Origin of the sequence: Limnobacter sp. UBA7229 (assembly GCF_002473065.1) — a bacterium.
GTDB classification, from domain to species: Bacteria; Pseudomonadota; Gammaproteobacteria; order Burkholderiales; family Burkholderiaceae_B; genus Limnobacter; species Limnobacter profundi.
In genome coordinates, this window is the sequence record NZ_DKTN01000022.1 from 346,189 (window position 1) to 365,172 (window position 18,984).

At 51.8% G+C, this 18,984-nt stretch carries 17 protein-coding genes; 7 read left to right on the plus strand and 10 right to left on the minus strand.

All coding sequences use genetic code 11. From position 1 onward, the window contains the following. Positions 1 to 59: 59 nt before the first annotated feature. The 3 genes from ilvC to B4C79_RS13455 all read right to left on the minus strand — a co-directional run bounded on the left by ilvC (position 60) and on the right by B4C79_RS13455 (position 3,380). Positions 60 to 1,076, minus strand: coding sequence for a ketol-acid reductoisomerase (gene ilvC, locus B4C79_RS13445; protein ID WP_105028767.1), 1,017 nt, complete (start codon positions 1,074 to 1,076; stop codon positions 60 to 62). Positions 1,077 to 1,159: 83 nt separating this feature from the next. Further along, complete coding sequence (gene ilvN / locus B4C79_RS13450; RefSeq protein ID WP_105029844.1) at positions 1,160 to 1,651, minus strand: acetolactate synthase small subunit; 492 nt, start codon at positions 1,649 to 1,651, stop codon at positions 1,160 to 1,162. 16 nt (positions 1,652 to 1,667) lie between these two features. Continuing rightward, a complete protein-coding gene (locus tag B4C79_RS13455) occupies positions 1,668 to 3,380 on the minus strand; it encodes an acetolactate synthase 3 catalytic subunit (protein WP_105028766.1) in 1,713 nt (570 codons plus the stop codon). 39 nt (positions 3,381 to 3,419) lie between these two features. Between B4C79_RS13455 and B4C79_RS13460 the strand changes: the two genes are divergently transcribed. From B4C79_RS13460 to B4C79_RS13480, 5 genes are all read left to right on the plus strand, one after another. Next, the gene (locus B4C79_RS13460) at positions 3,420 to 3,551 is read left to right on the plus strand and encodes a hypothetical protein (protein WP_008251157.1); all 132 of its coding nucleotides are present in this window, start codon (positions 3,420 to 3,422) and stop codon (positions 3,549 to 3,551) included. Positions 3,552 to 3,769: 218 nt separating this feature from the next. After that, a complete protein-coding gene (locus B4C79_RS13465) occupies positions 3,770 to 4,330 on the plus strand; it encodes an RNA polymerase sigma factor (protein ID WP_171098545.1) in 561 nt (186 codons plus the stop codon). Further along, positions 4,327 to 4,815: a DUF3619 family protein gene (locus B4C79_RS13470; protein ID WP_291741087.1), complete on the plus strand. Its 489-nt coding sequence runs from the start codon at positions 4,327 to 4,329 to the stop codon at positions 4,813 to 4,815. The genes B4C79_RS13465 and B4C79_RS13470 overlap by 4 nt, the downstream gene beginning before the upstream one ends. A gap of 19 nt (positions 4,816 to 4,834) precedes the next feature. After that, on the plus strand, positions 4,835 to 5,257 hold the full coding sequence (locus B4C79_RS13475; RefSeq protein WP_291741089.1) for a DUF3106 domain-containing protein: 423 nt from the start codon (positions 4,835 to 4,837) through the stop codon (positions 5,255 to 5,257). 44 nt (positions 5,258 to 5,301) lie between these two features. Beyond that, positions 5,302 to 5,769: an RDD family protein gene (locus B4C79_RS13480; protein WP_105028763.1), complete on the plus strand. Its 468-nt coding sequence runs from the start codon at positions 5,302 to 5,304 to the stop codon at positions 5,767 to 5,769. Here B4C79_RS13480 and B4C79_RS13485 read toward each other — a convergent pair. The 6 genes from B4C79_RS13485 to B4C79_RS13510 all read right to left on the minus strand — a co-directional run bounded on the left by B4C79_RS13485 (position 5,766) and on the right by B4C79_RS13510 (position 16,069). Beyond that, positions 5,766 to 6,743 carry an aminotransferase class I/II-fold pyridoxal phosphate-dependent enzyme gene (locus B4C79_RS13485; protein ID WP_291741093.1) on the minus strand — a complete coding sequence of 326 codons (978 nt, stop codon included), beginning with the start codon at positions 6,741 to 6,743 and terminating at the stop codon, positions 5,766 to 5,768. The two genes, B4C79_RS13480 and B4C79_RS13485, sit on opposite strands and share 4 nt — an antisense overlap. Then, entirely contained in the window at positions 6,733 to 8,199 is a 1,467-nt protein-coding gene (locus tag B4C79_RS13490; RefSeq protein ID WP_171098538.1) for a SpoVR family protein, read from the minus strand. Before B4C79_RS13490 ends, B4C79_RS13485 begins: the two co-directional genes overlap by 11 nt. Positions 8,200 to 8,210: 11 nt before the next feature. Continuing rightward, positions 8,211 to 9,467 (minus strand): YeaH/YhbH family protein, encoded by a 1,257-nt coding sequence (locus tag B4C79_RS13495; RefSeq protein ID WP_105028760.1) that lies wholly within the window; start codon positions 9,465 to 9,467, stop codon positions 8,211 to 8,213. A 27-nt stretch (positions 9,468 to 9,494) separates the two neighbouring features. Then, a complete protein-coding gene (locus tag B4C79_RS13500) occupies positions 9,495 to 11,459 on the minus strand; it encodes a PrkA family serine protein kinase (protein ID WP_105029842.1) in 1,965 nt (654 codons plus the stop codon). Between the two features lie 199 nt (positions 11,460 to 11,658). Continuing rightward, positions 11,659 to 13,458, minus strand: a complete 1,800-nt coding sequence (locus tag B4C79_RS13505; protein WP_171098536.1) for an MFS transporter — start codon at positions 13,456 to 13,458, stop codon at positions 11,659 to 11,661. Positions 13,459 to 13,573: 115 nt separating this feature from the next. Next, the gene (locus tag B4C79_RS13510; RefSeq protein ID WP_291751585.1) at positions 13,574 to 16,069 is read right to left on the minus strand and encodes an acyl-CoA dehydrogenase; all 2,496 of its coding nucleotides are present in this window, start codon (positions 16,067 to 16,069) and stop codon (positions 13,574 to 13,576) included. A 387-nt stretch (positions 16,070 to 16,456) separates the two neighbouring features. Here B4C79_RS13510 and B4C79_RS13515 point away from each other — a divergent pair, with 387 nt between their 5' ends. Both B4C79_RS13515 and B4C79_RS13520 read left to right on the plus strand, forming a co-directional pair. Next, the gene (locus B4C79_RS13515) at positions 16,457 to 16,921 is read left to right on the plus strand and encodes an SRPBCC family protein (RefSeq protein ID WP_291739339.1); all 465 of its coding nucleotides are present in this window, start codon (positions 16,457 to 16,459) and stop codon (positions 16,919 to 16,921) included. Positions 16,922 to 16,974: 53 nt separating this feature from the next. Then, positions 16,975 to 18,030: a saccharopine dehydrogenase family protein gene (locus B4C79_RS13520; RefSeq protein ID WP_168426939.1), complete on the plus strand. Its 1,056-nt coding sequence runs from the start codon at positions 16,975 to 16,977 to the stop codon at positions 18,028 to 18,030. Between the two features lie 72 nt (positions 18,031 to 18,102). Here the strand turns inward: B4C79_RS13520 and B4C79_RS13525 are convergent, their stop codons facing one another. Then, on the minus strand, positions 18,103 to 18,942 hold the full coding sequence (locus B4C79_RS13525; RefSeq protein ID WP_291739338.1) for an outer membrane protein assembly factor BamE: 840 nt from the start codon (positions 18,940 to 18,942) through the stop codon (positions 18,103 to 18,105). Between the last annotated feature and the right edge of the window lie 42 nt (positions 18,943 to 18,984).

Here is an 18,984-nt window from a genome sequence, read left to right on the forward strand (position 1 = left end):
CAAAAAAACCCGCGACACTTTCGCACCGCGGGTTTCTGGCACAGCAATCAATCGGTCGATTAGTTCTTGGACTGATCAACCAACTTGTTCTTGCTGATCCAAGGCATCATTGCGCGCAGCTGGGCACCCACGATTTCAATGGGGTGCTGTGCGTTCAAACGGCGACGCGCTGTCATTTCTGGATAGTTGGTTTTGCCTTCCAGAATGAAACGCTTGGCATATTCACCGTTCTGGATATTGGCCAGACATTCCTTCATGGCTGCGCGAGCCTGGTCTGCGATTACACGTTGGCCTGTTACATACTCACCATATTCCGCGTTGTTGGAAATGGAATAGTTCATGTTGGCGATGCCGCCTTCGTACATCAGGTCAACAATCAGCTTCAGCTCGTGCAGGCATTCGAAGTAAGCCATTTCAGGCGCATAACCTGCTTCAACCAAAGTTTCGAAACCAGCTTTTACCAACTCAACCGCACCGCCGCACAACACGGCTTGTTCACCGAACAAATCGGTTTCTGTTTCTTCGCGGAAGTTGGTCTCGATCACGCCACCTTTTGTACCGCCATTCGCTGCAGCATAGGCCAAAGCGATGTCATGCGCGTTGCCGGTTGTGTCTTGGTAAATTGCGATCAGTGAGGGTACACCACCACCTTTCAGGTACTCAGAACGTACTGTGTGACCTGGGCCTTTGGGGGCAATCATGATGACGTCGATATCTGCACGTGGTACAACCTGGTTGTAATGCACGTTGAAACCGTGGGCAAATGCCAAAGCAGCACCAGCCTTGATGTTGGGGGCTACTTCTTTGTTGTAGACATCAGGAATGTTCTCGTCAGGCAGCAGAATCATGACCACATCCGCTTCTTTCACGGCGTCGGCCACTTCTTTCACTTTCAAGCCCGCGCCTTCGGCTTTGGACCAGGAGGCACCGCCCTTGCGCAGGCCAACAACCACTTCAACGCCTGAATCGCGCAGGTTTTGCGCGTGAGCATGGCCTTGTGAACCGTAACCAATAATGGATACTTTCTTCTTCTGGATCAGGGACAGATCCGCGTCTTTGTCGTAATAAACTTTCATGTCATTTTCCTTTTGATTCAGGTATTTAAATTCATCTTCAAGACCCAGTTACCAGATTCGTTTGCCTGGGCTGGGCCCACCGTTCAGACGCGAAGAATGCGTTCGCCGCGGCCAATACCGGAGCTGCCCGTGCGGACAGTTTCGAGAATGGCAGTGCGATCGATCGATTCCAGGAAGGCATCCAGCTTGGATTTGTTACCGGTCAACTCGATGGTGTAGCTTTTCTCGGTGACATCAATGATGCGGCCACGGAAGATATCCGCAGTACGCTTCAGCTCTTCACGCTCTTTGCCCACTGCGCGCAATTTTACCAGCATCAGCTCGCGTTCAATATGCGCACCATCACTTAGATCAACCACTTTCACCACTTCAATCAAGCGGTTAAGGTGTTTGGTGATCTGTTCGATAATGTCATCGGATCCCACTGTCACAATGGTCATACGCGACAGTGTTTCGTCTTCGGTGGGGGCCACAGTCAATGTTTCAATGTTGTAGCCACGGGCAGAAAACAAGCCCACCACGCGGGACAACGCACCCGGTTCGTTCTCGAGGAGAACGGAAATAATGTGTCTCATATTTGCCATCTCCTTTTTACAGTTCTTCCGAACCCAGCAGCATTTCGGACAAGCCCTTGCCAGCCTTGACCATGGGCCACACGTTTTCAGTGCGGTCAGTGATGAAGTCCATGAACACCAAACGGTCTTTGTACTTGCCAAAGGCCTCGCGCAATGCCGGTTCTACATCTGACGGCTTGGTGATTTGCATGCCAATGTGGCCATACGCTTCAACCAACTTGACGAAATCTGGCAGTGCATCCATGTAGCTTTCAGAATAGCGTGAGCCATAATCCAGCTGTTGCCACTGGCGAACCATGCCCAGATAGCGGTTGTTCAGGTTCACGATTTTCGGCGTGAAATGGTACTGAAAGCAGGTGGACAATTCCTGAATATTCATCTGGATGGATGCTTCACCTGTAATACAAGCCACCTGCGCATCGGGGTTGGCCATTTGAACACCCATGGCGTAGGGCAAGCCCACACCCATGGTGCCCAAACCACCGGAGTTGATCCAGCGACGCGGTTTGTCGAAACGATAGTACTGGGCAGCCCACATTTGATGCTGGCCAACGTCGGATGTAACAAAGGCATCGCCGTTGGTCACTTCCCACAACTTTTCAACCACAAACTGGGGTTTGATGAGTTCATCGGATTTGGCGTAGTCCAGACACTTGCGGCCACGCCATTTCTCAACCTGTTCCCACCAGCCTTGCAGTTTGCCCTGGTCTACTCGCTTGCCGCTTTCTTCCAGCAACTGAATCAAATCAACCAGCACGTCTTTGATGTTGCCAACAATGGGCACATCCACTTTCACGCGCTTGGAAATGGAAGACGGGTCGATATCAATGTGAATGATTTTGCGTGGAATGGAGGCAAAATCTTTGGGATTACCGATCACGCGATCGTCAAAACGGGCGCCAACGGCGATCAGTACGTCGCAATTTTGCATGGCCAGGTTGGCCTCATAGGTGCCGTGCATGCCGGGCATACCTACAAACTTTTTGTCGCTGGCCTTGAATGCGCCCAAACCCATCAAGGTATTGGTTGTTGGCGCACCAACCCACTCTACCAAACGAGTCAGTTCAGCAGAGGCATCACCCAAAATAACACCACCGCCGGAATAGATCATGGGGCGCTCGGCTTCCAGAATCATTTGCACGGCTTTTTTGATTTGCCCTTGGTGACCCTTGACCACCGGGTTGTACGAGCGCATTTTGACTGGCTCGGAGTAATCAAACGTGGTTTTGTGAATGGTGATGTCTTTGGGGATATCAACCAGCACAGGGCCTGGACGGCCTGTGCGGGCAATGTAAAACGCTTCTTTCATGACACGTGCCAGGTCTTTCACATCCTTTACAAGGAAGTTGTGCTTGACGCAGGGGCGTGTAATACCCACGGTATCGCATTCCTGGAATGCATCTTGACCGATCGCGTGCGTGGGCACCTGACCAGACAAAATCACCATGGGAATTGAATCCATGTAGGCAGTTGCAATGCCTGTAACAGCATTGGTCAGGCCTGGGCCTGAGGTCACGAGACAAACACCCACCTTGTCGCTTGAACGCGAGTAGGCATCGGCTGCATGCACAGCAGCTTGTTCATGACGTACCAGAATGTGTTCGAAACCGTCTTGTTTGAAGATGGCATCGTAGATGTAGAGTACTGCTCCGCCTGGGTAACCGAAAACGTGCTTGACGCCTTCTTCTTCCAGACATTTGACAACGATTTCCGCGCCGGTATATTCCATTTTAAAAAATCCTGACAAAATCCACGGGACATTGGTCGGATGCCGTCCTGGATCGCATTGCCGTGGGGCACAGGCTTTTTGAAAATGAACAACCTTGTGGGTGTGGACATGTCGCAAAGCGCTGGCGATCACAACCCGATTATGTCGGGCAGGTTGGCCATGGGCTTCTGAACCACAAGTTCAGCGCCCTAGCGCGTCTTTCGCTAAAACAACAAGGGTATGCTGATTAACTAGAGACAAAAACAGGGTAGAACGAGATCTTAGTGCGAAGCCCGCTGTGGGTCAAGAAAAAAGCTTGTGGCTTTGATATCATGCCGTATTGTTAAATATTGCGAATCATTCTCGCCTCGACCCCCAAACCCTCTGACACCACCTCGACACACACATTTATGGCCAGCACGCGAGAATTAGAGGATTTTTTGAAAGAGGTGTCGCACCGGGCTTATCGCCAGGCATTTTTTGCCGTAAAGAATGAAGAAAGCGCCATGGACCTGGTGCAGGAAAGCATGATGAAGCTTTCTGACAAATACGGCGACAAACCCAAAGAAGAACTGCCAATGCTGTTTACCCGCATTTTGCAGAACACGATTCTGGACCATCATCGCCGCCAGAAGGTCAGAAACACCTGGACAACGCTGTTTTCAAGCTTTCAGAAGAAAGATGAAGAAGATTACGATGTGCTCGAGAACCTTCTCGCACAGGATGAATCCCAGAATGCGAGTGCCCAGGACGAGATTGAACAATCACAGAATATGGCGGCCATCGAAGAAGCCATCGCAAATTTGCCAGAGCGTCAACGCCAGGCATTCATCTTGCGTTATTGGGAAGAGATGGACTTGGCAGAAACGGCAGAGATCATGGGGTGTTCTGAGGGCAGTGTGAAAACGCACTGCTCCAGAGCGACAAAGGCATTGGCACAGGTATTGAGGCAACAGGGGTTTCGGGAATGAATGAAGATCGGCTAACCGCAAATGTAGTAAAAAGGCTACTTGATGAGTCGGCAGGTCAAGTTCCGCCCCACATTCAGGATCGCCTTAACCTGGCTATCTCCAAATCGGTGCAACTTCATGCCGAGAAACATGGGCAGCATGCCAAATCCAGACAGGCCAATGCTGGCAAGATTGCAGATTTATTCCAACAGTTCTCAGAATGGTTCAATCGCCCCGCCTTGTCCATGGCGGTGAGTGCCTTGTTTATTGCAGGTGCGGTTTTCGGGGTGGCTCAATTTGGTCTGGAGAACTACGACGCCCGCATTTCTGAAACTGCAGATCTCGACGCCGCGATTTTGTCGGACGACCTGCCACCCGATGCTTATCTGGATCCAGGCTTTATCAATTACGCCACTGAGTTGCAAAAGAACAATGCAATTCCAGCGGAAGACGGAATTGAACAATGGATGGATTCATTACCCGCCGACTTCACCACGTCGATCTAGCATTTAAGGATTCAGGGGCATGATGATGACTAGACTCTATTCCGGATTGATGACCTTGGGCTTGGTTCTGGTGCTTTGCGTTCCGAGCACGGATGCGCTGGCTGCAACTGACTGGTCTGAGCTGTCTGCCAAACAGCAGGAGCTGCTTGCACCACTGAAAAATGACTGGAATTCCATGACCAATGCCCAACAGGAACGCTGGTTAAAGGTTGGCAGGAAGTATGAAAGTGAGCCTGCTGAGCGCCAGGCAATCATGCGTGAACGGGTGAGTACCTGGAGCGAACTAAGCCCGCGGGAAAAAGCGGCGGCCCGTGAAAACTACAAGGCCCTGAAAGAGAAGCGCCAGGGCGAGCGAAATTCAAGCTGGAACAGCTATCAAAGCCTGGATCCGAAACAGCGCGATGAATTCAAGGGAAAAAGCAACAAACCTTCACTGAATTAAAACCCGCATCCATTTGGCTAGCGCGTCAGCGATAAAATAGCGAAATGGAACGACTACTCGACAACGGGCTTATCAGCCCCAGCAGAAAACGCCGGTTTGCAAGCATGTTGTACGAAAGCATGCTGCTTTTCGGCGTTTTATTCATTGCCGGCTACTTTTTCGACACACTCACTCAAAGCAGACATGCCTTATACCTTCGAGAGGCACGCCAGTGGTGGTTTTTCGCCGTACTGGGGCTGTATTTTGTGTGGTTTTGGCGCCATGGTGGCCAAACCCTTGCCATGAAAACCTGGCACATTCGACTGGTGAAGGAAAACGGAGAGCGTGTTGGGCTGGCACAAGCCATACTGAGATACGTGCTGTGCTGGTTTTTCAATTTGACAGGCATTGCCTTCGTTTATTCGTTTTTTGACAAAAACGGGCAGTTTCCTCAAGACCGCCTGGCGAAAACCCTGCTGGTTTCAACCAAACCACGGGAACGAGGCATTGAAGAAGTGATGCGTCACGACTAATCGCTAAGCGACTTCACCGCATTTTCAAGGCGGGTCCAATCTGCCTCGGATTTCGGTGCACCGCATCGCAAAATGCTGTCTTCAGTCGGATAGGCACGCACCAGAATTCCCACATGTTCCAGGTCGGCAGCCCATTGCTCATTGTTAGGATGGGCAAAACTGATGAAGTAACCGCCTTTGTGAATTTGAATGTGCTCGCCCAATCGAACTCGCCAGACCGACTCGAGCCTTGTACACACCGCATCCAGGCGAATCAGCTGCTGGGCCCTCCAGTCTTCTGCTGCAAAATATTGCAATGCCAGCCACCATTGCGGCGAAGAAACGGCTTGTGTACCCACCTCGTTGAGCAATGCTGTACACACAGCCTTGGGGCCGCAAACAAATGCCAGGTTTGCCCCAGCCAAGCCTGAGAAAGGCGCCACTGAGCGAAGCACAATGGCCGGCTCGGCTTCGATGAAGGACGCATAGGACTCCTCACCAGTCCAGTCCAGATAAGCCTCATCAAGAATAAGCCAGCCGCCCTGCTCCCGAAGTTTTCGGGCCAGGGGCTTGATTTGCTGGATGCTAATCATTTGGCAGGTGGGGTTGACCGGGCGCCCCAGCACCACCACATCGCACTCGGGAATATCCCCTTCAAGCACAAGATCCACAGGCCAATCGAGTACAACATGGTTGGCCCGGCGAAAGCGTTTGTCCCATTGATCAAAGCTGGGCTCAGCCAGCACCACCCGCATTGACCCGTACCAGGTTTGAAACAAACGTGCCAGCGCCGAGATACCGCTTTCTATGCCGGTTACCGCCAACACAGATTCGCACTCGAAAAAACGGGCGGCTTCAAGATGGAAACGAGAGCGCAACAAGTCGGGGCTGGCCCACACCGAAGCTGGCATGTCAGGCAATTTCAACTCAAAAGGGGCAACCGAGCCGGACAGGTCTAGTTTGGCCTGCTGCCGGACGTGAGTTTCAATGCGCATCCGATGTTTCCAGGTGCACCGGGAAACCCCACAAACGCTCCACTTGAGCAAGGGTTTTCTCGGCTTCATCCGTATTCAGTGGCCTTCCACGACGGCTCATGTGAGTAAGCGTGAGGGATCGATCTGTCATGCGGGCATAGGAAGTCACTTGAATATCGGGCACCATGCTTTCCCGGGAGTACTGATTTGCCAACAGGGTGCGGATTCGCTTGTAACCCTCGTCGTTGTGAATGGCATCGATAAACAGTTCGCTTTCAGTTTTGTGATCTGCGATTGCAAACAAACGGAAGTCTCGAATGACCTTGGGGGACAGAAACTGGCGGATGAATGATTCATCCTTGAAATTGCGCATGGCAAAATCAACAGCTTTCAACCAATTGCCGCTACCCGCAATTTCAGGAAACCAGCGTTTGTCCTCTTCTGTGGGCTTTTCACACATGCGACGAATATCGCTGAAAATGGCAAAACCGAGGGCGTAGGGGTTCAAGGCCCTGAAGCGTCCGTCGCGCGAATCGGGCTGAAAAACCACATTGGTGTGAGACGTCAGGAATTCGAGCATGAATCCATCGGACACAAGTTTCTCGTCGTACAGGGTATTGAGCAAGGTGTAATGCCAAAAGCTGGCCCAACCTTCGTTCATCACCTTGGTTTGACCCTGCGGATAAAAGTACTGGGACATTTTGCGAACAATGCGTACCAGTTCGCGTTCCCAGTCGCGCAGTTTGGGCGCTTCTTTCTCGACAAAGTACAAAATGTTTTCGACGGGCTCACGGGGGTAGTTGTCTTGCCGGCGCTCAATTTGAGCCGCCTCGACTGGCGACACCTTGGCCATGATTTCATCGTACTGACGGCGCTTTTCCTCGGCCAGGTCATCGCGCTTCACTTTCAGTGATGCTTCGGATTCAAAACGTCGTTTGTAACGATCGACCCCAAAATGCTGTATGGCATGCGCAGCGTCAAGCACTTCTTCAACTGCATCGATACCATATTTTTCTTCGCACTCCATGACGTACTTCTTGGCGAACACCAGGTAATCGATGATTGCATCGGCCTGGGTCCACTGCCGAAACAGGTAGTTGCCCTTGAAAAAGGAATTGTGTCCGTAACAGGCGTGAGCAATCACCAGCGTCTGCATGGTCATGGTGTTCTCTTCCATGAGGTAAGAAATGCAGGGGTTGGAATTGATCACCACCTCGTAGGCAAGGTTTTGCTGCCCGGTTTCGTACAAATGCTCGTTAACCGAAAAGGATTTGCCGTAGCTCCAGTGTGGATACATCACGGGCATGGCACCGCTGGAATACGCATCCAGCATTTGCTCGGCACTGATCACTTCAATTTGATTGGGGAAGGTGTCGAGTTTGTATTTGTTGGCTGCAATGTCGTGAAGCTGCGTGTCAATGTCACGCAGCAGATCAAATGTCCACTCATTGCCGGCCAGGTCAAGTTGCTGGGCCATTGTTGCTACTCCTAACGCCCAAAGGCGACTTCTTTCTTTTCAAACAAGCCACGAAAAACGGGGTAAATGTCGCGGCGGTTGAACAGCTTGCGCATGGCAAAGTGCCCTGCAAAACTGTCTTCCAGCCGTTCAAAACTTTCCCACAAATCAGACGCGCGAGCCATGCCGAACATGGGTGTGGGCATGGTTTCCACGTAAGCGTAGTAGCGCACATGCGGCATGATTTTGGAAGAGAGATACTCCGCGCTGGCCCGCGCATCACGCGAGGTTGCATCGCCATCCGAGGCTTGCGCCACGTAAACATTCCAAGCGCTGCCTGGATAGCGGGTCTCGATGATGTGGTGCATCAATTCCATGGCGGGCATGATTTCCGTGCCACCACTTTTTTTGCCATAGAAGAAGTCTTCCTCGCTGACCTCCTCCGCTTCATCGGTGTGACGAATAAAAACCAGCTTCACTTCCTCGTACTTGCGAGTGAGGAACAGGTAAAGCAGTGTGTAAAACCGTTTGGCCAGGTCTTTCTTGGCCTCATCCATTGAAGCAGAAACGTCCATCAGGCAGAAAATCACTGCGTTGGTGGAGGGCTCGGGGTAGGTTACGCGATTGCGATAGCGCAGGTCGACCTCGTCAAGAAAAGGCACATAGGGCTTCTTCTTCACATCCTCGAGAAGATCAAGCTGGCCTTTCTCGTCTTCGTCATCGTCCTCATCATCGCCCCTGGGCTCGAGCGCGACGCGACGCATAAGCGAGGCCTTCATGGTCCGAAGTACGGAAAGCGAGGTGGGTGCACCCGTGCGGGAGTAACCCGCATTTCGGCTTTTCATGCGCTTAACCGATGAAATTTCCCGCTTCAGGAGTTCTGGCAACTCAAGATCGTCAAAATACAGGTTCAGGAACTCTTCGCGCGACAACACAAAGGTGAATCCGTCCTCTCCCTCGCCTTTGCCTGGTTTGCCGCCACCCTGCCCTTCGCCACCGCCGCTGGGTCGTGGAATTCGGTCGCCAGGTACGAAATCGCGGTTACCAGGAACCACATGCTCTACATCGCCACCCTGGCCAAAAATGAAGGTCGGCTCGGATACTTCGCGGGTGGGAATTCGCACTTTCACGCGCCCATCGCCGCTGACATCAGAAATTGACGACTCACCAGCCACATCCGCGACCGCTTTTTTCAATTGCGTTTTGTAACGCCGAATAAAGCGCTCGCGGTTGGGCAAGCTTCTGTTTTTGCCGTTGAGCCTGCGATCAATAATGGTTGAATCGCCCATGGCAAACTCCCTATGCGTTTTGCGTGATCAGGACGCCTTTTTCACGCGCAAATGCCATTCCACCAACAAACGAACCTGTTTTTCGGTGTAGCCCTTGGCCACCATGCGATCCACAAAGTTCTCGTGCTTTTCCTGGCTTTCTTTCGAGCCTTTGTGGTCGAAAGAAATAACCGGCAGCAGGTCTTCAGTTTTCGAGAACATGCTGCGCTCGATCACCTCACGCAACTTTTCGTAGCTGGTCCACGCGGGCATGGTGCCGGAATTGCTGGCCTGTGCACGCAACACAAAATTCACAACCTCGTTCCGGAAGTCTTTGGGATTGGCAATACCCGCAGGCTTTTCAATGCGAACCAATTCGTCGTTCAGTGAGTCGCGATCAAAAATTTGCCCAGTGGCCGGGTCGCGAAACTCCTCGTTCTGAATCCACTTGTCAGCAAACTGTATGTAACGCTCGAACAGGTTTTGTCCATACTCGCTGTAGCTTTCCAGGTAAGCCGTCTGGATTTCCTTGGCCACGAATTCAGCATACTTGGGCGTGAGGTAGCTCTTGATGAAATCAAGGTACTTGCGGGTTTGCTCCTCGGGCAAGTTGTCTTTAATCACCTGTTGCTCAAGCACGTACAACAAATGCACTGGGTTGGCTGCCACTTCATGGTGGTCGAAGTTGAACACTTTGGACAACACTTTGTAAGCCCAGCGGGTGGAAGAACCGTTCATGCCTTCGTCGGGCCCGGATTGGTCGCGGTACTCCTGAATAGGCTTGGCATGCGGGTCAACGTCTTTCAGGTTTTCACCGTCATACACGCGCATTTTGCTGAACAGATTGCTGTTTGCAGGTTCTTTCAAGCGCGTCAGCACGCTGAACTGCGCCATCATGTTCAGGGTTCCGGGCGCGCATGGTGCTTTGTTCAGCGAAGAATGCTCGAGCAGCTTCTCGTAGATTTTCACCTCCTCGGACACGCGCAGGCAGTAGGGCACCTTTACGATGTATACCCGGTCCAGAAACGCTTCATTGGTTTTGTTGTTGCGGAACTGTTGCCATTCCGACTCGTTGCTGTGGGCCAAAATAATGCCGTCAAAAGGAATCGAACCGAAACCTTCCGTGCCCTTGAAGTTGCGTTCTTGCGTGGCTGTAAGCAAGGGGTGCAGCATTTTGATAGGTGCCTTGAACATTTCCACGAATTCAAGCAAACCCTGGTTGGCCAGGCACAGGCCACCACTGAAGCTGTAGGCATCGGGATCGTCCTGGCTGAACTGGTTCAGCATGCGAATGTCGACCTTGCCCACCAGTGCTGAAATATCCTGATTGTTTTCGTCGCCAGGTTCAGTTTTGGCGATCGCAATTTGATTCAAGGTGGAAGGCATTAAACGAACCACCCGGAATTTGCGCAGATCACCGCCAAATTCAGCCAGGCGCTTGGTGGCCCAAGGGCTGGCAATGCCGGTCAAGTAACGGCGAGGAATGCCGTATTTGTCTTCAAGCGAGGCACCAAACTGGGTCGGGTCGAACAAACCCAATGGGGATTCGTTAATTGGCGAGCCTTTCAAGGCGTAGATGGGTTGCTGCTCCATCAAGGCTTTCAAACGTTCGGCCAGTGAAGACTTGGCACTGCCTACAGGGCCCAGCAGGTAAAGCACCTGCTTGCGCTCTTCAAGACCCTGGGCGGCATGGCGGAAATAGGCGACGATGTTTTCAATCACCTCCTCCATGCCGTAGAACTCTTTGAACGACGGATAACGGCGCACCACCCGGTTGGCGAAAATACGAGACAAACGGGGATCGTGCCGGGTGTTGATGACTTCGGGTTCGCCAATGGCATGAAGCATGCGCTCAGCCGCGCTGGCGTATGTGAGGGGGTCGGCTTTGCACAGGTCGAGGTATTCTTCGAGGCTCATCTCGGTTTGCTGCAAAGCTGCAAAACGAGACTGAAACTGACCGAAAATGTCAGAATCGCTGGAATTCAAATCACGCGGTTCAAGCTCTGTGTTCATGATGTCCTCCTGCACAACGCTTCTTTGCCTTTTGCTTCGGCCGTGAACCTATTTCGCGCCCAAAGCATTCACTTTCATCTCTCGAAAAAGTTGCAAAAAACAGGCCAGCTTGTTTGTTTACATTTTTGTGCTGTTTTGGTGCTTGCAACACTTTCTAGTTAACTTTGCTGTTACCACTATCTCCCTATCTAGTGGGGTATCAAACCCCTGAAGCGGTTAGAGCCTCTCTTTTGTTTAGACGCCAGACTGTTTGAGAAATTGCACTTTTTTGAACTTTTTGTTGTACCTGCTCTTCCATAAACTCCAGCACATTCATGACCACGCCCTTTTTGGCCAACACGCCGGGCATGTCATCAAGGCGGTACTGTTTGCGCAGCAGTTCAAACATGGGTTTGTCGATGGCGATCGACCTGCCCTGTTGAATATGTGACGCGATCGCCTTGATTAATTCCTTTTGAGTATCAATCTCAGAGAGTTTGCTGAACTCGAGTACGAAGCCGTGTTTGCGCAAACGATTCACAAACCTGGATTGTTTTAAACGCCCGGAAAGCACCACTGTCATTTCGATGGGCAAACCCGCCATACGCTGCAAATAATTCTCATGAAGCAAAGTTGGGAACACAATAAGGTTGCCACCCGAATCGCCCAGATGATCCATGTTTTCAATACGTGGCAACTGTTTGCCTGGCACCTTCAACAGCAGTTGGGCGCGCAGCGCCACATAAGGCTGCTTGAACAACCACAGGCCCAAAACCACCACATTGATGGCAGTGACTGCTGTGAACACCCAGAGCACCTCGCCTTTCATGGCCAGCAAAATAGCGATAGCGAACCCGGCGGAAACCACCATGAAAAAAGAATTGATGATGTTGTTGGCCGACACCACCCTCGAGCGGCTTTCCTTGGGCGCAAAAGCTTGCATGGTGGCGTACAGGGGAACGCTGTACAAACCCACGCCAACACTAATCAGTACAAAAAGTCCGAGCACGGCCAGGTTGTTCAGTTGGCTAAAAAATTCGACCACGGTTTGTTGATCCGGATTGGTTTGATAGGCCACCAAAACACCATGCAGCAATACCCCGGCCAGAATCATCACGACCAAGCCCCACAATACCAAACCCATTTCGATACGCTTTCGCGACCATTTTTCGCACAAAAATGCGCCAATACCCAACCCAACGGTAAACGCGAAAAGCAGAACAGTGGCCACACCCGGGCTGGCATTGAGCAGGGTTTTCGACAAGAGCGGGAACTGGGTTAAATAGGTTGCCCCCACAAACCACAGCCAGGAAATTCCCAACAAGGCGGGCCATACTTTGGGCAAATTGGTTGCGAAACTGACATTGCGCCACGTTTCCGTGAACAAGTTCCAATTCACCTTCAAATCAGGTGAATGCGATGGCGTCAAAGGCATGCGCTGCGCTTGGTATACGCCCAACAGGGCCACCAGAAAACCAAACCCGCACACGATGTAGACTGCGACATCACCGGCCTCCTGACTCATCAAACTACCGGCGGCAATTGTGCCCAGCAAAATGGCCATGAAGGTTGCAGACTCGACCAAAGCATTGCCCATGACCAGTTCGCTCGATTTGAGTTGTTCAGGTAAATAGGCATATTTTGCAGGGCCAAAAAATGCGGATTGCGTGCCCAGCAAAAATACGCCAAGTATGAGCAGTTCAACGGAATTCAACAAAAAGCCAGCGGCGGTGATCAATACAATCGGGGGCTCAAGCCATTTGGCCAATCGCATGACTTTGGTTTTGTCGAATTTGTCGGCAAGCTGCCCGCTGGTGGCGGAGAAAATAACGAAGGGGAGGATGAACAGTGCCGCAATCAGATTGATGAGCAAACCAGGGGAAAAGCTGCCGCGAAGCGCATCGTTGTAGGTGACTGCAAGCGTAACCGCAAATTTCAAAAGGTTGTCGTTGAACGCGCCGAGAAACTGCGTCCAGAAGAATGCACCAAAACGATTGTCACGAATCAATTCAATTGCCATGCATTCAGCATAGCGCAAAAAATTCTGAACGAGTAACAAAAAAGGCCCCGCTTTCGCGAGGCCTTTCGATGTTTTCGCTACAACAAAATGTTGCCGAAAAACTTGCCCTTTAAAATCAAGCAGCTGCCTTGTACTCCGTGACTGGCTTGGCTTCAATGATCTCGTCGGGAATTTGACCATTGGTGCGCAAGTAGTCTTTGCTGAAGTCGTCGGTCAGGATCGCATCGAAACGAATTGGTTCGTACTCGCGAATGCCCTGGGCCAGATCGGGGCTGATCAGGTTTTTGGCCACAGCGTCTTTCAACTGGGCTTCCAGACCTTCTCCGACAACCTTGCCTGACGACACTGCTTTCAGGAAGTTGCTGTAACCAGGTTCAATCGACAACAGTTTGTCGGCTGCTTCCAGAATGCGGCCAGTGGGGTCGGACAAACCTTCACCCACAAACACTTTATCGAGCAAGCGGTTTGCGAAAGCATTGCGAGTCATCAGGAGTTCTGCCACTTCGGCGTTCACCTTGTCGCTTGGGCCTTTGGTTTTGCCCATACCCAAGGGATAGGCCACGAAGTTCAACAATTTGCCAACTGCCTTGTTCGGGAAGTTGCGGTTGAACTCGGTGAAAGCCTTGTCGATTTCGAACAATGAATCTTCAATCGCCCATTGAGCGTGGGGCAGTTCATCCGCCAAACGACCATTGGTTTCAAAGTACTTCAGCACGGCTGTGGCCATGTATAGGTGGCTAAGCACGTCACCCAAACGGGCCGACAAACGCTCGCGACGCTTCAGTTCACCACCCAAAACACCCATGGCCACGTCGGCTGTGAATGCCAGGGCGGCAGAACGACGCTCAATGGCTTTTGCATAATCAGCCATTGGGCCGCTCACGGGGCTTTTCGCCAAACGGTTGCCGGTCAGGCCCAACACCAGGGCACGCATGGCACGGTTGAAAATGTGACCCAAGTGACCAAAGAAAGCGGTGTCGAAATCACGCAGACCCTCTTCTTTGTTGGGGTTTTGGGCTGCTTGCATTTCTTTCAGCACCCAAGGATGACAACGGATTGCACCCTGACCAAATACGATCAGGTTACGCGTCATGATGTTCGCGCCCTCAACGGTAATGGCAACCGGCATGGCTTGGTAAGCCTGACCCAGGTAGTTGCGTGGGCCAAGAATTACCGTACGACCACCATGAACGTCCATAGAGCGCAGAATAATTTCACGCATCATTTCGGTCATGTGGTACTTCATCATGGCGGTGACCACAGATGGTGCACATTCGGCACAAGCTGTTGCAGTCAACACGCGTGAGGCTTCCAGTTTGTAAGTGAGACCACCGATTTTACCGGTTGCTTCCTGAACGCCTTCAAAACGACCAATTGGCATTTTGAACTGGCGACGAATTCGGGCGTAGGCGCCAGTGGCCAGGTACATGCCCCAACCAGAGGCTGCGGACAAAGCTGGCAAGGAAATGCCACGGCCTGCTGACAAACATTCAACCAGCATTCTCCAACCCTTGCCGGCCATTTCACGACCACCAATGATGGAAGTCAGCGGAATGTAAACATCGTTACCGATGATGGGGCCGTTCATGAACACCGCGCCAGGGAAGTGGCGACGACCAATTTGTACATTGGGAGTGTCGGCTGGCAGCAAGGCGCAGGTAATGCCGTAGTCGACCTTGTTTTTGTCGCCCAGCAAACCATCGGGGTCTTTCAGTTTGAATGCCAAACCAACCACAGTGGCCACTGGGGCCAAGGTGATATAACGTTTGCTGAAATTCAGTACGATGCCCAATTCTTCTTTGCCATTCACAACGCGCTTCACAACCACGCCGGTGTCAGGAATAGCAGAGGCATCCGAACCCACTTCAGGGCCGGTCAGGCCAAAACATGGAATTTCGCGACCGTCTACCAAGCGTGGCAGCCAGTAGTCTTTCTGTTCTTGCGTGCCGTAGTGCATGATCAGCTCGCCTGGGCCCAATGAGTTGGGAACCATCACGGTGACGGATGCAGTCAATGAACGGGTTGCAATTTTCGCGACCACGCAGCTTTGTGCGTAGGGAGAGAAACCCAAACCGCCGTGTTCTTTGGCGATCAACATGGCGAAGAATTTCTTCTTGCCCATGAAATCCCACACTTCCTGTGGCAGGTCTTTCAGCTCGAACGTGATTTTCCAGTCGTCGAGCATTTTGCAAAGCTCTTCAGTCTCGTTCTCAAGATAAGACTTCTCATCTGCTGTGAGCTCGGTGTACTTCACGTTCATCAGCTTGGACCAGTCTGGCTTGCCACCGAACATTTCGGCTTCCCACCAGGTGTCGCCAGCCTCGAGGGCGTCCTTTTCCGTCGGGCTCATGGCTGGCAGGGCCTTGCTGAAGGCCTTGAAAATTTGCGCTGTCAACACACCACGGCGCAGGCCTGGCACGTTGAGAACTACGGCGATCGGCAGGTAAATTGCGGCAAACACAATGAGACCCAACTCACCCAAGCCACCCAGAGCATAGAAGCCCAAAGCGGATGCGCCAATGGCAGCGGTGAAGGTCAGCAGGTTTGCACCGCTGTAGACGAGGCCGATCAGCACAACTGCTGAGAAAACGGCAAAAAGTGAATTTGACATGTTTATACCCCTTGAATGTCATCAAAGTTACTTCTAAGTTACTTAGGCGTAACATGCGCTTTCAGTGAACAACTGTCAACCTCATTGCACCAAAAAAACAGCGACTTTTCTAGAGCCTCAGTTCGAAAAAAATCAATGATTTACCTTGCACCGCAACATGTATTCACAGCAAAACAGGCAAGAAGCAATGCACACAACGATTTAAAGGCAGCAATGATTAAGTGCGGCGCAACACGGCTGTTTTTAGTTGAACCCGGTATTTCACGAGATTTCACAAGCCCCCAATCAAGCGCCACCCAGTTGCCTCATCGGGCTAACAAGCGCGCCAATTAACCGATACACTTCACCCCATGCAGTACAACATCCACAATAAAAAGCGAGGGACATATGGCAGTTAACGTGAATGTGAAAATCGAAAAGTCGTTCAAAGTGGCCTGCAGTGCCAAGAAAGCATTTGACCAGTTGGCTGATGTTGCCGACACCGTGGCCCTGTTTCCCAAGCTGGACAAAATTGTTGACCTGGGCGATGCAGTGTGGCGTTGGGAAATGGCCAAGATTGGCGCGGCAGGTATTTCCCATCAGGTGAAGTACGCGGTGAAGTACAGCAACGATGGCAAATCGAAGATTGACTGGAACCCGGTTGCGGGCGAAGGCAATGCCACTGTGGCTGGCGGTTGGGTGATTAAGGAAGACAGCCCCAAGGCATGTACAATCTCGTTCCGCTCAACTGGCGAGTTCGAAATGCCGGTGCCCCGCCTGATGAAGGGGATTGCGGAAGGTATCGTGAAATCTGAGTTCGACGCGCAGGTCGGTACGTTTCTCGACCGCGTGAAAGCCAAACTGGAATCTTGAACAAAACAACAAGGGAGCCCGATTAAGGGCTCCAAAGCGCTTTAGGAGACGCAATGCCCTGGATGATTTACGGTGCCAATGGTTACACCGGTGAAATGATTGCGCGTGAAGCGGCCAAACGCGGCATGCGCCCCATTCTGGCTGGCCGCAATGAAGCGGCAGTGACCGCCTTGGCCAACAAACTAAGCTTGCCAAGTCGTGTCTTCTCGTTGAGTGATGAAGCCGCAGTGCTTGAAGGATTGAATGAAGTTGACCTGGTTTTGCATTGCGCAGGCCCCTTTTCAGAAACAGCCGAGCCGATGATGATGGCTTGCCTGCAAACCAAAACACACTACCTGGACATCACCGGTGAAATTTCGGTGTTCGAGCTGGCCCAGTCACTGAGCGGCAAGGCACGCAAACAAAAAATTGTGCTGTGTCCAGGTGTTGGCTTCGATGTGATTCCAACCGATTGCGTGGCCGCCCGCTTGCACGAGTTGTTGCCAGATGCCACCCACCTGGCCCTGGGTTTTGATTCCCGCAGTGGCTTGTCAGCAGGCACTGCGAAAACCACCGTCGAGGCCATGAAGTTGGGCGGCCGCATTCGTGAAGAGGGTGAAATCAAGGCAGTGGGCTTGGGCTACAGCACTCGCGAAATCAATTTTGGCAACGGTACCAAGTTTGCGGTCACCATTCCTTGGGGCGATGTGTCCACTGCATTCCACAGCACCGGCATTCGCAATATTGAGGTGTACATTCCTTCCTCACCGAAATCGGTACGGATGATGCGAGCTGCAAACCTGGCCCGCCCTATTCTGGGCATGTCTCTGGTTCAGGGAATTCTGAAAAAACAGGCCGCGAAAGTAGAAGGTCCCAACGAAGAACAACGCGCCAAAATGCCTGCGTATGTGTGGGGCGAGGCCACGAATGCCGAAGGTAAAAAGGTGGTTGCCCGGGTAAAAACTGCCAATGGATATTCTTTGACCGTGATGGGATCACTGGCTGTAGCCAGCTTTATCTTGATGGAAAAGAATGTTGCTGGCGGTGCTTACACACCATCGAAGCTGATGGGCAGCGATTTGGTTGAACGTTTGGATGGTTGCGGAAAAATCCAGATTTTCGAACAGTAACTTCTTATTGCCGATTCAATAAAAAACCCCTTGCTGTTTGATGCAGCAAGGGGTTTTTCTTTGATCCACAAATTACTTCTGGAATTCTTCGCTTTGAATTTTCCAGGTGCCGCTGGCCTTGGACAGGGTCAGCACTTTTGTGCCAGAGTCGTTGTAGCGATTTGATGAATAATCTTGCTTGAACTTGACAGTGGCCAAGGCCTCGGACTGCACGTCAATTTGCACATCGGACACGCTGACAGAAATTGTTTCTTTGTCAGACAAACGTGCGCGACGTTGCCCTTCCCAGGCGGCGCGAGATTTCTTTCCATGCTCAAAGGTGTCTGCATAAAAACCGAGATACCCGTTTGCATCTTTAGACGACCAGGCGGCAGCCCAGTTGCTCAACATGTCGTTAATGGCAGCAGCATCGCCCACATCGGCGCCCACAGCCAAACTGGGTTCTGGGGCCATAACTTCGCCAGCGCTGGCTTCAGGTGCAGCAACAGCAGACGCATCAACTACCGGTGCCTCTGCAGGTGCGTCAGCCAAAGGTGCGGGCGGCGGCGTCAATGGCGCCAAACGCACCACTTTTTGATCTTTGAAGTAAACGGCATAGGGCACAAATTCTTCGCTGGCTCCCTGGCCTTTCTTCAACACATAGTCCCAACGATCGTCTTGATCTTTCGCGCTCAACATGGGCATGCCCAATCGGTTTTGAACCTGAAGCGGCGACATGCCCAGCTTGATTCGGGCCAAATCAATGTTGGTGATGAAATCACGCGGACCCACATGCTCGAAATCAGAATCGAGGTACTCGGGAATGTCTTTGATGCCTGTCATTGATCCGCAAGCGGCCAAAACAGTCACTGACAAAGCCAAGGCCGCGGTTTTGATAAAACGAGAAGTGCCGATGCGATCAAATGTACTCAAAGTTGTCTCCCTTTGATGTGTATTGTGTAGAAGTCGTTTGAT